Source organism: Pseudomonas sp. MYb327, assembly GCF_040438925.1.
GTDB lineage: Bacteria > Pseudomonadota > Gammaproteobacteria > Pseudomonadales > Pseudomonadaceae > Aquipseudomonas.
This window is the reverse complement of record NZ_CP159258.1, coordinates 5,773,674-5,789,127: the sequence shown is the minus strand read 5'-3', so window position 1 is coordinate 5,789,127 and position 15,454 is coordinate 5,773,674. Positions and strand designations below refer to the sequence as shown.

The window sequence follows — 15,454 nt, the reverse complement described above, 5'->3', positions numbered from 1 at the left end:
CTTGCCTAAAGGACTGAATCAGCCTTGTTTTTTGGTAACGGTTTCGACGATGTGCGACGGAGCCGTATTGTATTTTTTGAATTCCATAGAGTAGCTTGCGCGACCCTGGGACATCGAACGAACGTCGGTCGCATAACCGAACATCTCGCCCAACGGAACTTCAGCACGGATCACCTTACCGGAAACCGTATCTTCCATACCCAGAATCATGCCGCGACGACGGTTCAGGTCGCCCATCACGTCACCCATATAGTCTTCAGGCGTAACAACCTCTACCGCCATGATCGGCTCAAGCAACTCACCACCGCCCTTCTGGGCCAGTTGCTTGGTCGCCATGGAAGCAGCCACCTTAAACGCCATCTCGTTCGAGTCGACGTCGTGGTAAGAACCATCAAACACGGTAGCCTTCAGGCCGATCAGCGGATAGCCGGCAACTACGCCGTTCTTCATCTGCTCTTCGATACCCTTCTGGATAGCCGGGATGTATTCCTTAGGAACCACACCACCCACTACTTCGTTCACGAATTGCAGACCTTCCTGACCTTCGTCAGCAGGAGCAAAACGGATCCAGCAATGGCCGAACTGGCCACGACCGCCGGACTGACGAACGAACTTGCCTTCGATTTCGCAATTCTTCGTGATGCGTTCACGATACGAAACCTGAGGCTTACCGATGTTGGCTTCGACGTTGAACTCACGGCGCATCCGGTCAACCAGGATGTCCAGGTGCAGCTCGCCCATGCCAGAGATGATCGTTTGACCAGTCTCTTCATCAGTTTTGACGCGGAAAGACGGGTCTTCCTGAGCAAGCTTGCCCAGAGCGATACCCATTTTTTCCTGGTCATCCTTGGTCTTAGGCTCAACGGCAACCGAAATAACCGGCTCCGGGAAGTCCATGCGAACCAGGATGATTGGCTTGTCAGCGTTGCACAAAGTTTCACCAGTGGTGACGTCCTTCATGCCGATCAAGGCCGCGATGTCACCAGCGCGTACTTCCTTGATTTCTTCACGGGCGTTTGCGTGCATTTGCACCATACGACCCACGCGCTCTTTCTTGCCTTTAACCGAGTTGATCACGCCGTCGCCGGATGCCAACACGCCCGAGTAAACGCGGACGAAGGTCAAAGTACCCACGAATGGGTCGGTAGCGATCTTGAACGCCAGAGCCGAGAACGGCTCGTTGTCGTCTGCATGACGCTCCATCTCTTCTTCCTCGTTATCAGGGTTGGAACCCTTGATAGCAGGAATGTCGACAGGAGCAGGCAGGTAGTCGATAACGGCGTCGAGAACCAGGGGAACACCCTTGTTCTTGAAGGAAGAGCCGCAAACAGCCAGAACGATCTCACCAGCGATAGTACGCTGACGCAGAGCGGCCTTGATTTCCTCGATGGAGAGCTCTTCGCCCTCGAGGTACTTGTTCATCAGCTCTTCACTGGCTTCAGCCGCAGCCTCAACCATGTTGCTGCGCCACTCTTCAGCCAGTTCCTGCAATTCAGCAGGGATAGCTTCGCGACGTGGAGTCATGCCTTTATCAGCATCGTTCCAGTAAACCGCTTCCATGGTCATCAGATCGATCTGACCCTGGAAGTTATCTTCGGAACCGATAGCCAACTGGATAGGCACCGGGGTGTGACCCAGGCGCTGCTTGATCTGAGCGATCACGCGCAGGAAGTTCGCGCCGGCACGGTCCATTTTGTTCACGTAAACGATACGTGGAACACCGTATTTGTTGGCTTGACGCCATACGGTTTCGGACTGCGGCTCAACGCCGGAAGTACCACAGAACACTACCACCGCGCCGTCGAGTACGCGCAGGGAACGCTCAACTTCAATAGTGAAGTCTACGTGGCCCGGGGTATCGATAACGTTGAAGCGGTATTGGTCCTTGTGCTGCTTCGCAGAACCCTGCCAAAAGGCGGTAATGGCAGCAGAAGTAATGGTAATACCACGCTCCTGCTCCTGAACCATCCAGTCGGTGGTCGCAGCGCCATCATGCACTTCGCCCATCTTGTGGCTTTTGCCAGTGTAAAAAAGGACGCGCTCGGTGGTGGTGGTTTTACCAGCATCCACGTGAGCAACGATACCAATGTTACGGTAGCGATTAATCGGTGTAGTACGAGCCATAAAGCCCTCGCAAAATTAGTGACGCTAAAATTAGAAGCGGTAGTGCGAGAAAGCTTTGTTAGCTTCAGCCATACGGTGCACGTCTTCACGCTTCTTAACTGCAGCACCTTTACCTTCGGCAGCGTCCAACAGTTCGCCAGCCAAACGCAGAGCCATAGACTTCTCGCCACGCTTCCGGGCGAAGTCTACCAACCAGCGCATTGCCAGAGCGTTACGACGGGACGGACGAACTTCAACCGGAACCTGGTAAGTAGCACCGCCTACACGGCGCGACTTTACTTCGACCAGCGGAGCGATGGCGTCGAGAGCTTTCTCGAAGATTTCCAGGGGGTCGCTGTTCTTGCGTTCTTTAACCTTTTCCAGCGCGCCATAAACGATACGCTCGGCAACGGCTTTCTTGCCGCTTTCCATTACGTGGTTCATGAACTTGGCCAGAATTTGGCTTCCGTATTTTGGATCGTCAAGCACTTCGCGCTTGGCTGCTACGCGTCTTCTTGGCATGGATAAGCCCTCAAACGGTCTTCAGGTTCGCTCGGAATCGGTGCCCATTACGGGACGCCTCCGACCTTACTCTTATCGACTCAGAAAAATAGAAATCAGTTTTTAACAGCAAGCAGCCATTACTTCGGACGCTTGGTACCGTACTTCGAACGACCCTGGTTACGACCTTTAACGCCGGAAGTATCCAAAGAACCGCGAACGGTGTGGTAACGAACACCTGGCAAGTCTTTTACACGACCGCCGCGGATCAGTACCACACTGTGCTCTTGCAGGTTGTGGCCTTCACCACCGATGTACGAGGAAACCTCGAAACCGTTGGTCAGACGCACACGGCATACTTTACGCAGTGCCGAGTTAGGTTTTTTCGGCGTGGTGGTGTACACACGGGTGCACACGCCACGACGTTGCGGGCAGTTCTGCAGCGCAGGTACGTCGGATTTCTCGACGATACGCTTACGCGGCTGACGTACCAGCTGGTTGATAGTTGCCATCTACTAGCTCCACTGTTGTCTTGCGACGCTATTGTCTTGCAAGAAAAGCAAAATGGCAGGAATGAATCCCTGCCAAATTTAGGGGTACAAGAGTCTAAAGAGGATCTTGTCCCCAGTCAAGGCAAGGCCCCGACCTCCCCGTTCATCCAACCTCGACAAATTGTCTCGATTCGATGAACGGAGCTGCCAGGGCCCCACGCTCATTTATCGCAGAACTCAGTTACCGCTAGAGTTCAGCGCTTCGGTCAGTGCAGCTTCCACTTCACTGGCGCTTACGCGCAACGGCTTGTCTGCATCACGACGACGCTTACGCTCGCTGTGATAAGCCAGGCCGGTACCAGCCGGGATCAGACGACCCACGACCACGTTTTCTTTCAGGCCGCGCAGGTAGTCGCGCTTGCCGGTTACCGCCGCTTCGGTCAATACGCGGGTGGTTTCCTGGAAGGAAGCCGCCGAGATGAACGATTCGGTGGACAACGACGCCTTGGTGATACCCAGCAGAACGCGAGTGAACTTGGAGACAAATTTGTCTTCGCCGCTCAAACGCTCGTTCTCTACCAGAACGTGAGTCAATTCCATCTGGTCGCCCTTGATGAAACTGGAATCGCCGGATTCAGCGATTTCAACTTTACGCAGCATCTGACGCAGGATGGTCTCGATGTGCTTATCGTTGATCTTCACGCCCTGCAGACGGTAAACGTCCTGGATCTCGTTAACGATGTACTTGGCCAGCGCACTCACACCCAGCAGACGCAGGATGTCGTGTGGATCGCTTGGACCGTCGGAGATAACTTCGCCACGGTTCACTTGTTCGCCTTCGAAGACGTTCAGGTGACGCCACTTCGGAATCAGCTCTTCATACGGATCGCTACCGTCGTTCGGGGTGATAACCAGACGGCGCTTGCCTTTGGTCTCTTTACCGAACGCGATGGTGCCGCTGACTTCAGCCAGAATCGACGCTTCTTTCGGACGACGAGCTTCGAACAAGTCGGCAACACGCGGCAGACCACCGGTGATGTCACGGGTCTTCGAAGTTTCTTGCGGAATACGAGCGATAACATCACCGATCGCAATCTTCGCACCGTCCGCCACACCGACCAGGGCGTTGGCTGGCAGGAAGTACTGAGCGATAACGTCAGTGCCTGGCAGCAACAGATCCTTGCCGTTGTCGTCGACCATCTTCACGGCAGGACGGATGTCTTTACCGGCAGCTGGACGGTCTTTGGCGTCGAGTACTTCAATGTTGGTCATACCGGTCAATTCGTCAGTCTGACGCTTGATCGTGATGCCTTCTTCCATGCCCACGTAGGTCACGGTACCTTTCATTTCGGTAACGATCGGGTGAGTGTGCGGATCCCACTTGGCCACGATTGCGCCAGCGTCGACCTTGTCACCTTCTTTAACCGAAATTACAGCACCGTACGGCAGCTTGTAACGCTCACGCTCACGACCGAAGTCATCAGCGATCGCCAGCTCACCGGAACGGGACACAGCAACCAGGTGACCATCCACTCGTTCAACGTGCTTCAGGTTGTGCAGACGGACGGTACCGCCATTCTTCACCTGAACGCTGTCAGCTGCGGAGGTCCGGCTTGCCGCACCACCGATGTGGAACGTACGCATCGTCAGCTGGGTACCCGGTTCACCGATCGACTGTGCAGCGATTACGCCGACAGCTTCACCGATGTTCACCTGGTGACCACGAGCCAAGTCACGGCCGTAGCACTTGGCGCAAATGCCGTAGCGGGTTTCGCAGCTGATCGGCGAACGCACGATCACTTCGTCGATGCTGTTCAGCTCGATGAACTCGACCCACTTCTCGTCTACCAAAGTGCCGGCAGGAACGATGACGTCCTCGGTACCTGGCTTGAATACGTCACGGGCAATAACACGACCCAATACGCGCTCACCCAACGGCTCTACAACGTCACCGCCTTCAATGTGCGGAGTCATCAGCAGGCCGTGCTCGGTGCCGCAATCGATCTCGGTTACAACCAGATCTTGTGCAACATCAACCAGACGACGAGTCAGGTAACCGGAGTTAGCCGTTTTCAACGCGGTATCCGCCAGACCTTTACGAGCACCGTGAGTGGAGATGAAGTACTGAAGTACGCTCAAACCTTCACGGAAGTTCGCAGTAATCGGCGTTTCAATGATGGAGCCGTCCGGCTTGGCCATCAGGCCACGCATACCGGCCAGCTGACGGATCTGCGCAGCAGAACCCCGTGCGCCCGAGTCGGCCATCATGTACATCGAGTTGAAAGACTCTTGGTCGACTTCGACGCCATGACGGTCGATGACTTTCTCTTTCGAGAGGTTGGCCATCATCGCCTTGGAAACTTCGTCGTTCGCCTTGGACCAAAGGTCGATCACTTTGTTGTACTTCTCGCCCTGGGTTACCAGGCCGGAGGCGTACTGACTTTCGATCTCTTTCACTTCGTCGGTGGCAGCACCGATGATGCGGGCTTTTTCATCCGGGATAACGAAGTCGTTAACGCCGATGGAAACGCCGGAAATGGTCGAATAAGCAAAACCGGTGTACATCAACTGGTCAGCGAAGATCACGGTCTCTTTCAAACCAACCACGCGGTAGCACTGGTTGATCAGCTTGGAGATCGCCTTTTTCTTCATCGGCAGGTTGACGACGTCGTACGACAGACCTTTTGGCACAACCTGGAACAACAGCGCACGGCCGACAGTGGTGTCGACGATACGGGTGTTGGTCACGCTGCCGCCATCACGGTCGTTGACGGTTTCGTTGATCCGCACTTTGACCTTGGCGTGCAGTGCGGCTTCGCCGGCACGGAACACACGGTCAACTTCCTGCAGATCCGCGAACACACGACCTTCGCCCTTGGCGTTGATCGCTTCACGAGTCATGTAGTACAGACCCAATACAACGTCCTGCGACGGAACGATGATTGGCTCACCGTTGGCTGGCGACAGAATGTTGTTGGTCGACATCATCAACGCACGCGCTTCCAGCTGGGCTTCCAGCGTCAGCGGTACGTGCACGGCCATTTGGTCGCCGTCGAAGTCGGCGTTGTACGCAGCACAGACCAGAGGATGCAGCTGGATAGCCTTACCTTCGATCAGTACCGGTTCAAACGCCTGGATGCCCAGACGGTGAAGGGTCGGTGCACGGTTGAGAAGAACCGGGTGTTCGCGGATCACTTCAGCGAGAACGTCCCAAACCTCAGGCAGTTCGCGCTCGACCATCTTCTTGGCAGCTTTGATGGTGGTCGCGAGACCACGCATTTCCAGTTTCCCGAAAATGAACGGCTTGAACAGCTCGAGAGCCATTTTCTTCGGCAGACCGCACTGGTGCAGACGCAGGGTCGGGCCTACGGTAATTACCGAACGACCAGAGTAGTCAACACGCTTACCGAGCAAGTTCTGACGGAAACGACCCTGCTTACCCTTGATCATGTCAGCCAGGGATTTCAGAGGACGCTTGTTGGAACCAGTGATAGCGCGGCCACGACGACCGTTGTCGAGCAGTGCATCGACAGCTTCCTGCAACATACGCTTTTCGTTGCGCACGATGATGTCCGGAGCGGACAGATCCAGCAGGCGCTTCAAACGGTTGTTACGGTTGATCACTCGACGATACAGATCGTTGAGGTCGGAAGTCGCGAAGCGACCGCCATCCAGCGGGACCAGTGGACGCAGATCTGGCGGCAGAACCGGCAGAACGGTCAGCACCATCCACTCTGGCAGGTTGCCGGAACCTTGGAAGGCCTCCATCAACTTCAGACGCTTGGACAGCTTCTTGATTTTGGTTTCGGAGTTGGTTTGCGGAATTTCTTCACGCAGACGGCCAATCTCGTGTTCCAAGTCGATAGCGTGCAGCAGCTCGCGAACAGCTTCGGCACCCATGCGGGCATCGAAATCGTCGCCGAACTCTTCCAGCGCTTCGAAGTACTGCTCGTCGTTCAGCAGCTGACCTTTTTCAAGGGTGGTCATGCCTGGATCGATAACGACATAGCTCTCGAAATAGAGAACGCGTTCGATATCACGCAGAGTCATGTCCATCAGCAAGCCGATACGGGACGGCAGCGATTTCAGGAACCAGATGTGGGCAACTGGCGAGGCCAGTTCGATGTGCGCCATGCGCTCACGACGAACTTTTGCCAGCGCAACTTCTACGCCGCACTTCTCGCAAATCACACCACGGTGCTTCAAGCGCTTGTACTTACCGCACAGGCACTCGTAATCCTTTACCGGGCCAAAGATCTTGGCGCAGAACAGGCCGTCACGCTCAGGTTTGAACGTACGGTAGTTGATGGTTTCCGGCTTTTTAACTTCACCGAACGACCACGAACGGATCATCTCAGGCGATGCCAATCCGATACGGATGGCGTCGAACTCTTCGACTTGACCCTGGTTTTTCAGCAAATTCAGTAGGTCTTTCAAGGCCTTTCCTCCTGGCGGAGCAGAGAGCGGGCAATCCTGCCCCGCTCTCGATTCGCGTCACGTGTTATTCGGTTTCCAGATCGATATCGATGCCGAGGGAACGAATTTCCTTGATCAACACGTTGAAGGACTCGGGCATGCCCGGCTCCATACGGTGATCGCCATCCACGATGTTTTTGTACATCTTGGTACGGCCGTTCACATCGTCCGACTTCACTGTGAGCATTTCTTGCAGAGTGTAAGCAGCACCGTATGCTTCCAGTGCCCAGACCTCCATCTCCCCGAAACGCTGACCACCGAACTGTGCCTTACCACCCAGCGGCTGCTGGGTAACCAGGCTGTACGAACCGGTAGAACGCGCGTGCATCTTGTCGTCTACCAAGTGGTTCAGCTTCAGCATGTACATGTAGCCAACGGTAACCGGACGCTCAAACTTGTTGCCGGTACGGCCGTCAGTCAGCTGCATCTGGCCGCTTTCTGGCAGGTCTGCCAGTTTCAGCATGGCCTTGATTTCGCTTTCCTTGGCGCCGTCGAACACTGGAGTGGCCATCGGAACGCCGCCACGCAGGTTTTGAGCCAGATCCAGGATTTCCTGGTCCGAGAAGTCATCCAGGCTTTCTTGACGACCGCCGATCTCGTTGTAGATCTCGTGCAGGAACTTACGCAGCTCGGCAACCTTGCGCTGCTCTTCGATCATACGGTTGATCTTCTCGCCCAGACCTTTGGCCGCGAGACCCAGGTGGGTTTCGAGAATCTGGCCAACGTTCATACGCGAAGGTACGCCCAACGGGTTGAGGACGACGTCGACCGGCGTGCCATTGGCATCGTGCGGCATGTCTTCAACCGGCATGATCACGGAGACCACACCTTTGTTACCGTGACGACCGGCCATCTTGTCGCCCGGCTGGATGCGGCGACGGATTGCCAGGTAAACCTTGACGATTTTCAGCACGCCTGGAGCCAGGTCATCGCCCTGCTGCAGTTTGCGCTTCTTGTCTTCAAATTTGTCGTCCAGCAGACGGCGACGATCAACGATGTAGGCCTGAGCCTTCTCGAGCTGCTCGTTCAGAGCATCTTCAGCCATGCGCAGTTTGAACCACTGGCCATGCTCAAGACCGTCGAGAACTTCGTCGGTGATGTCCTGGCCTTTCTTCAGACCGGCGCCGCCTTCGGCTTTGTGGCCGACCAGAGCGGAACGCAGACGCTCGAAAGTAGCACCTTCAACGATGCGGAACTCTTCGTTCAGGTCCTTGCGGATCTCGTCCAGCTGGGACTTCTCGATCGACAGTGCACGAGCATCACGCTCAACGCCGTCGCGGGTAAAGACCTGTACGTCGATGACAGTACCTTTGGTACCGGTAGGTACGCGCAGGGAAGTGTCTTTAACGTCGCTGGCTTTTTCACCGAAGATCGCACGCAGCAGTTTTTCTTCCGGAGTCAGTTGGGTCTCGCCTTTCGGAGTGACCTTACCAACCAGGATGTCGCCTGCGCCAACTTCAGCACCTACGTAAACGATACCGGCTTCGTCCAGCTTGTTCAGTGCAGCCTCACCCACGTTCGGGATGTCCGCAGTGATTTCCTCTGGGCCAAGCTTGGTGTCACGGGCCACACAGGTCAGTTCCTGGATGTGGATCGTGGTGAAGCGGTCTTCTTGAACAACACGCTCGGACAGGCAGATGGAGTCTTCGAAGTTGAAGCCGTTCCATGCCATGAACGCGATGCGCATGTTCTGACCCAGTGCCAGCTCGCCCATGTCGGTGGACGGGCCGTCGGCCATGATGTCGCTACGCTGAACCCGATCACCTTTACGCACCAGCGGACGCTGGTTGATGCAGGTGTTCTGGTTGGAGCGGGTGTACTTGGTCAGGTTGTAGATGTCGACACCGGCTTCACCGGTTTCAACTTCATCATCAGCAACACGAACCACAATACGGCTGGCGTCGACGGAGTCGATCACGCCGCCACGACGAGCCACGACGCAAACGCCGGAGTCACGGGCTACGTTACGCTCCATGCCAGTACCTACCAGCGGCTTGTCAGCGCGCAGGGTTGGTACAGCTTGACGCTGCATGTTCGAACCCATCAACGCCCGGTTGGCGTCGTCGTGCTCGAGGAACGGAATCAGCGACGCTGCAACCGAAACTACCTGCTTCGGCGATACGTCCATCAAAGTGACGTCTTCCGGCGCCTTGACGGTGAATTCGTTCAAGTGACGAACAGCTACCAGCTCGTCGATCAGGACTTTCTTGTCGTTCATCGTGGCCGAAGCCTGAGCGATCACGTGATCAGCTTCTTCGATGGCGGACAGGAACACGATCTCGTCGGTGACCAGAGCGTCTTTAACCACACGGTACGGGCTCTCAAGGAAGCCGTACTGGTTGGTGCGCGCATAAGCAGCCAGGGAGTTGATCAGACCGATGTTCGGACCTTCCGGCGTTTCGATCGGGCAAACACGACCGTAATGCGTAGGGTGTACGTCACGGACTTCAAAGCCGGCACGCTCACGAGTCAGACCGCCAGGGCCGAGTGCAGAGACACGACGCTTGTGGGTGATCTCGGACAGCGGGTTGTTCTGGTCCATGAACTGAGACAGTTGGCTCGAACCGAAGAACTCTTTCACCGCCGCAGCCACAGGCTTGGCGTTGATCAGGTCTTGCGGCATCAGGCCTTCGCTTTCAGCCATCGACAGACGCTCTTTGACCGCACGCTCAACACGTACCAGGCCAACGCGGAACTGGTTCTCGGCCATTTCGCCTACGCAGCGAACACGACGGTTACCCAGGTGGTCGATGTCATCGACGATGCCTTTACCGTTACGGATGTCGACCAGGGTCTTCAGTACCGCGACGATGTCTTCCTTGCACAACACGCCCGAACCTTCGATCTCGGTACGACCGATACGACGGTTGAACTTCATCCGGCCGACCGCAGACAGATCGTAGCGCTCAGGGCTGAAGAACAGGTTGTTGAACAGGGTTTCGGCGGCGTCTTTGGTTGGCGGCTCGCCAGGACGCATCATGCGATAGATCTCGACCAGCGCTTCCAGTTGGTTGCTGGTGGAGTCGATCTTCAGCGTGTCGGAGACGAACGGACCGCAGTCGATGTCGTTGGTGTACAAAGTCTCGATGCGAACAACGCCAGACTTGGCGATTTTCGCCAGGATCTCGGTGTTCAGCTCGGTGTTGCACTCTGCCAGGATTTCGCCGGTAGCCGGATGCACGATGACCTTGGCGGTGGTGCGACCCAGAACGTAGTCCAGAGGCACTTCCAGCTCTTTGATCCCTGCTTTTTCCAGCTGGTTGATATGGCGAGCGGTGATACGACGACCCTGCTCGACAATGACCTTGCCTTTGTCATCCTGGATATCCAGGACCGCGATTTCACCACGCAGGCGCTGAGGCACCAGTTCCAGGCTCAGGCTCTCGCCTTTAACGTGGAATACGTTGGTGGTGTAGAACGCGTCCAGCACTTCCTCGGTGGTATAGCCGAGCGCGCGCAGCAGTACCGATGCAGGCAGCTTGCGACGACGGTCGATACGCACGAACACGCAGTCTTTCGGGTCGAACTCGAAGTCCAGCCACGAACCGCGGTAAGGAATGATGCGAGCGGAGTACAGCAGTTTACCGGAGCTGTGCGTCTTGCCACGGTCGTGGTCGAAGAACACGCCAGGGGAACGGTGCAGCTGGGAAACGATTACACGCTCGGTACCGTTGATTACGAAGGTACCATTCTCAGTCATCAGGGGAATTTCACCCATGTAGACTTCTTGCTCTTTGATGTCCTTGATCGCTTTGTTCGACGATTCTTTGTCGAAAATGATCAGGCGCACTTTTACCCGCAAAGGTACGGCGTAAGTTACACCGCGCAACACGCATTCTTTGACATCAAATGCCGGTTCGCCCAGGCGATAACCGACGTACTCCAGCGCAGCATTGCCGGAGTAGCTGATGATCGGGAAAACGGATTTGAAGGCCGCATGCAGGCCCACGTCGCGGAACTGATCTTTAGTCGCTCCCGCTTGCAAGAATTCACGATACGAATCCAGCTGGATGGCCAGGAGGTACGGCACATCCATGACGTCCGGCAACTTGCTAAAGTCCTTGCGGATACGTTTTTTCTCAGTATATGAGTAAGCCATCAGCGTTCCCCAGCTTGGTCACCTGCTTGTTTGGCCCCTCCCGACGGGAGCAGCCAGAAAATCGTGCAAACCCCATGGTTTGCGCCACCACATCGGGTGGTTACAGCTCGTTATCAGCACCGACCCAGTCGGCTGCCAATAACGGAAAAAGGCCGGTGGCAAGAGCCACCAGCCATCAGCCTGTCGCTTAACGCTCGGGCTGGAGGAGCAAAGTCGATGCTTACTTCAGCTCGACTTTAGCGCCTGCTTCTTCCAGAGTTGCTTTGGCTTTGTCAGCTGCGTCTTTGGCAACAGCTTCCAGAACCATGGCAGGCGCGCCGTCAACTACAGCCTTGGCTTCTTTCAAGCCCAGACCGGTCAGTTCACGTACAGCCTTGATCACGTTAACTTTCTTCTCGCCAGCTTCGGTCAGCATGACGTTGAATTCAGTTTGCTCTTCAACAACGGCGGCAGCAGCAGCTGGACCAGCCGATGCAGCAGCAGCGGTAACACCGAATTTTTCTTCGAAAGCTTTGATCAGCTCAACAACTTCCATTACGGACATGTTGCCAACTGCTTCAAGGATATCGTTCTGAGAGATAGACATGAATCTAATTCCTGATATTGGGGACGGCCTACGCGACCATCGAAAAAAACAAAAAACGCGAGAAGTTGACGAGCCTTAGGCTGCAGCAGCTTCTTTCTGGTCGCGAATTGCCGCCAGAGTACGAGCCAATTTGCTGGTAGCGCCTTGAATCACGCTCATCAGCTGAGAAATTGCTTCGTCACGGGTCGGCAGAGTTGCCAGTACGTCGATTTGGTTAGCTGCGAGGAACTTGCCCTCGAACGCAGCTGCCTTGATCTCGAACTTGTCCTGACCCTTTGCGAACTCTTTGAAGATCCGGGCAGCAGCGCCTGGATGTTCTTTGGAGAATGCAATCAGGGTAGGGCCAGTGAACACGTCGTTGAGGACACTGAATTCAGTGTCAGCAACAGCGCGCTTGAGCAGGGTGTTACGTACAACACGTACGTAAACGCCAGCTTCACGAGCCTCTTTACGGAGTCCGGTCATCGCGCCTACTGTTACGCCACGGGCATCAGCCACGACAGCGGACAGAGCGACTTTGGCAGCCTCGTTGACTTCAGCGACGATGGCCTTCTTGTCTTCGAGTTTAATTGCCACGGGTTTAACTCCTGCTTGTTACCGTTTCATCTGGTCGAAACCGGATGTCGTTTTGGTGTCTGATTCGGTAAGGAACCGGGAGCACCATCTGCGTAGGCTTGTGGTTTAAGACTTTCGTCGCCTACGGTCTTGGATAGCCCCCGCCAGGCAGGGACCCCAATTTTTTCAATTGGCGCAATCGCTTGCGCCAATCGGTGTCTTACGCGTCGAGCGAGCTTTGGTCGATGACCAGACCTGGGCCCATAGTGGTGCTCAGGGTAACGCGCTTAACGTAGATGCCTTTCGAGGAAGCTGGCTTGATACGCTTCAGATCAGCGATCAGGGCTTCAACGTTTTCCTTCAGCTTGACGGCGTCGAAGCCGATCTTGCCAACGGAAGTGTGGATGATGCCGTTTTTGTCGGTGCGATAACGAACCTGACCAGCCTTGGCGTTTTTAACCGCGGTAGCTACGTCTGGAGTTACGGTGCCGACTTTAGGGTTAGGCATCAGACCACGTGGACCGAGGATCTGACCCAACTGACCTACAACGCGCATTGCATCCGGGGATGCGATAACTACGTCATAGTTCAGGTCGCCGCCTTTCATTTCGGCAGCCAGGTCGTCCATGCCTACACGGTCAGCGCCGGCAGCCAGAGCGGCTTCAGCAGCTGGACCCTGGGTGAACACAGCAACGCGAACGGTCTTGCCAGTGCCGTGTGGCAGCACAGTAGCGCTACGAACAACCTGGTCGGATTTACGCGGGTCAACACCCAGGTTCACAGCAACGTCGAACGACTCGCTGAACTTGACAGTCGACAGCTCAGCCAGCAGGGCAGCAGCGTCTACAAAGTTGTAGGCCTTGCCTGCTTCGATTTTGCCGGCGATAGCCTTTTGACGCTTAGTCAGCTTAGCCATTACACACCCTCCACGTTAAGGCCCATGCTACGAGCAGAACCGGCGATGGTACGCACGGCTGCTTCCATATCAGCTGCAGTCAGATCCGCGTTTTTGGTTTTCGCGATTTCTTCCAGCTGAGCACGAGTCACGGTGCCAACCTTAACGGTGTTCGGACGAGCGGAACCGCTGGTCAGACCGGCCGCTTTCTTCAGCAGAACCGAAGCAGGGGTGGATTTGGTTTCGAAAGTGAAGCTACGGTCGCTGTAGACAGTGATGATCACTGGAGTCGGCAGACCTGGCTCAAGACCCTGAGTACGGGCGTTGAAAGCCTTGCAGAATTCCATGATGTTCACGCCGTGCTGACCCAAAGCAGGACCAACAGGTGGGCTTGGGTTAGCCTGAGCGGCCTTCACTTGCAGCTTGATGTAAGCGGTAATCTTCTTGGCCATGAGGCACTCCAATTACGGGTTCAAACGCCTCGAAAGGCTCCCCGGTTACTTGCGCGTTTATCCCAGTGACGACAAAACCCCACAGCCTAAGGCTGCGGGGTTGGGATGCTTGCTCAGCTAGACCTTTTCGACCTGACTGAACTCCAACTCTACCGGAGTAGAGCGTCCGAAAATGAGCACTGCGACCTGGATCCGGCTCTTTTCGTAGTTAACTTCTTCTACCGTACCGGTGAAATCGGCAAACGGACCATCGTTAACGCGTACCGACTCGCCCGGCTCGAACAACGTCTTCGGCTTAGGCTTATCGCTACCGTCAGCGACGCGACGCAGAATCGCTTCTGCCTCTTTATCAGTAATCGGCGCAGGCTTATCAGCGGTACCACCGATGAAACCCATCACGCGCGGAGTATCCTTGACCAAGTGCCAAGTACCCTCATTCATATCCATCTGGACAAGCACATAGCCAGGGAAGAACTTGCGTTCGCTTTTGCGCTTCTGGCCGTTACGCATTTCAACCACTTCTTCAGTGGGAACCAGAATCTCGCCGAAGCCATCTTCCATGCCAGCCAGCTTTACGCGCTCGATCAACGAACGCATGACATGCTTCTCGTAACCCGAGTAAGCATGCACAACATACCAACGCTTAGCCACGGGACACCCTTAGCCGACAATCAAGGAGACAAGCCAGCCGAGCAGGGAATCAAGACCCCACAACAGCAACGCCATAACCAGAACAACAGCCACTACGATCAATGTGGTCTGCGTGGTTTCTTGGCGAGTTGGCCACACGACTTTACGAATTTCGGTGCGCGCTTCCTTAACCAGTACAAAGAAAGACTTGCCCTTGGCGGTCTGCAGGCCTACAAAGGCAGCTACAGCAGCAATGACGAGCAATGCGAGTACACGGTACAGGATCGGCGAAGCAGAAAAGTACTGATTGCCAACAACGCCAACAACCACCAGAGCGACCACTACTAGCCACTTGAGGAGATCGAAACGAGAGCCTTGAGCTTCAGCTTTAGGAGTCATCTATGAAGATCCTGTGAAAAGAAAGCCAGACACACCAAGTGAATCTGGCAGGTCAGGAGGGAATCGAACCCCCAACCTACGGTTTTGGAGACCGTCGCTCTGCCAATTGAGCTACTGACCTAAAACAAAATCAGGCCGACCATTATGCCGACCCGAAAAAGACTTTACAACACTTACTAGGCAACCCTAGCTGCAACACCGCCACTTACGACATCGGCGAACCTCAAAAACACAATGAGGCGCAACTACAACCACCTAAAACAAAGG

Annotated in this window: 11 protein-coding genes and 1 tRNA gene; all 12 read right to left on the bottom strand. The window is 55.3% G+C overall.

Going from position 1 to position 15,454, the window contains the following annotated elements; translation table 11 throughout:
- Positions 1–18: 18 nt before the first annotated feature.
- On the bottom strand, positions 19–2,124 hold the full coding sequence (fusA, locus tag ABVN21_RS26130; protein ID WP_150704930.1) for an elongation factor G: 2,106 nt from the start codon (positions 2,122–2,124) through the stop codon (positions 19–21).
- A 30-nt stretch (positions 2,125–2,154) separates the two neighbouring features.
- On the bottom strand, positions 2,155–2,625 hold the full coding sequence (rpsG, locus tag ABVN21_RS26125) for a 30S ribosomal protein S7 (protein ID WP_002555493.1): 471 nt from the start codon (positions 2,623–2,625) through the stop codon (positions 2,155–2,157).
- Positions 2,626–2,744: 119 nt separating this feature from the next.
- Entirely contained in the window at positions 2,745–3,116 is a 372-nt protein-coding gene (rpsL, locus tag ABVN21_RS26120) for a 30S ribosomal protein S12 (protein ID WP_003186084.1), read from the bottom strand.
- Between the two features lie 216 nt (positions 3,117–3,332).
- Positions 3,333–7,532, bottom strand: coding sequence for a DNA-directed RNA polymerase subunit beta' (gene rpoC / locus ABVN21_RS26115; protein WP_007984408.1), 4,200 nt, complete (start codon positions 7,530–7,532; stop codon positions 3,333–3,335).
- Between the two features lie 64 nt (positions 7,533–7,596).
- Complete coding sequence (gene rpoB / locus ABVN21_RS26110; protein WP_339555504.1) at positions 7,597–11,670, bottom strand: DNA-directed RNA polymerase subunit beta; 4,074 nt, start codon at positions 11,668–11,670, stop codon at positions 7,597–7,599.
- A gap of 220 nt (positions 11,671–11,890) precedes the next feature.
- Positions 11,891–12,256: a 50S ribosomal protein L7/L12 gene (rplL, locus tag ABVN21_RS26105; RefSeq protein WP_034148078.1), complete on the bottom strand. Its 366-nt coding sequence runs from the start codon at positions 12,254–12,256 to the stop codon at positions 11,891–11,893.
- A 75-nt stretch (positions 12,257–12,331) separates the two neighbouring features.
- On the bottom strand, positions 12,332–12,832 hold the full coding sequence (rplJ, locus tag ABVN21_RS26100) for a 50S ribosomal protein L10 (RefSeq protein ID WP_007970413.1): 501 nt from the start codon (positions 12,830–12,832) through the stop codon (positions 12,332–12,334).
- Positions 12,833–13,031: 199 nt separating this feature from the next.
- Positions 13,032–13,727 (bottom strand): 50S ribosomal protein L1, encoded by a 696-nt coding sequence (gene rplA, locus ABVN21_RS26095; RefSeq protein ID WP_003186095.1) that lies wholly within the window; start codon positions 13,725–13,727, stop codon positions 13,032–13,034.
- Positions 13,727–14,158, bottom strand: a complete 432-nt coding sequence (gene rplK / locus ABVN21_RS26090) for a 50S ribosomal protein L11 (RefSeq protein WP_007933726.1) — start codon at positions 14,156–14,158, stop codon at positions 13,727–13,729. Before rplK ends, rplA begins: the two co-directional genes overlap by 1 nt.
- Positions 14,159–14,275: 117 nt before the next feature.
- On the bottom strand, positions 14,276–14,809 hold the full coding sequence (nusG, locus tag ABVN21_RS26085; protein WP_007933727.1) for a transcription termination/antitermination protein NusG: 534 nt from the start codon (positions 14,807–14,809) through the stop codon (positions 14,276–14,278).
- Positions 14,810–14,818: 9 nt separating this feature from the next.
- Positions 14,819–15,187 (bottom strand): preprotein translocase subunit SecE, encoded by a 369-nt coding sequence (gene secE / locus ABVN21_RS26080; RefSeq protein ID WP_007970411.1) that lies wholly within the window; start codon positions 15,185–15,187, stop codon positions 14,819–14,821.
- 45 nt (positions 15,188–15,232) lie between these two features.
- Positions 15,233–15,308, bottom strand: a tRNA-Trp gene (locus tag ABVN21_RS26075).
- Positions 15,309–15,454: the final 146 nt, after the last annotated feature.

Excerpts from the sequence above, each read along its gene's own strand:
- fusA (WP_150704930.1), bottom strand. The coding sequence starts at position 2,124 with ATGGCTCGTACTACACCGATTAATCGCTACCGTAACATTGGTATCGTT.
- rplL (WP_034148078.1), bottom strand. The coding sequence starts at position 12,256 with ATGTCTATCTCTCAGAACGATATCCTTGAAGCAGTTGGCAACATGTCC.
- rplK (WP_007933726.1), bottom strand. The coding sequence starts at position 14,158 with ATGGCCAAGAAGATTACCGCTTACATCAAGCTGCAAGTGAAGGCCGCT.
- rpoB (WP_339555504.1), bottom strand. The coding sequence starts at position 11,670 with ATGGCTTACTCATATACTGAGAAAAAACGTATCCGCAAGGACTTTAGC.
- rpsG (WP_002555493.1), bottom strand. The coding sequence starts at position 2,625 with ATGCCAAGAAGACGCGTAGCAGCCAAGCGCGAAGTGCTTGACGATCCA.
- rpsL (WP_003186084.1), bottom strand. The coding sequence starts at position 3,116 with ATGGCAACTATCAACCAGCTGGTACGTCAGCCGCGTAAGCGTATCGTC.
- rplA (WP_003186095.1), bottom strand. The coding sequence starts at position 13,727 with ATGGCTAAGCTGACTAAGCGTCAAAAGGCTATCGCCGGCAAAATCGAA.
- secE (WP_007970411.1), bottom strand. The coding sequence starts at position 15,187 with ATGACTCCTAAAGCTGAAGCTCAAGGCTCTCGTTTCGATCTCCTCAAG.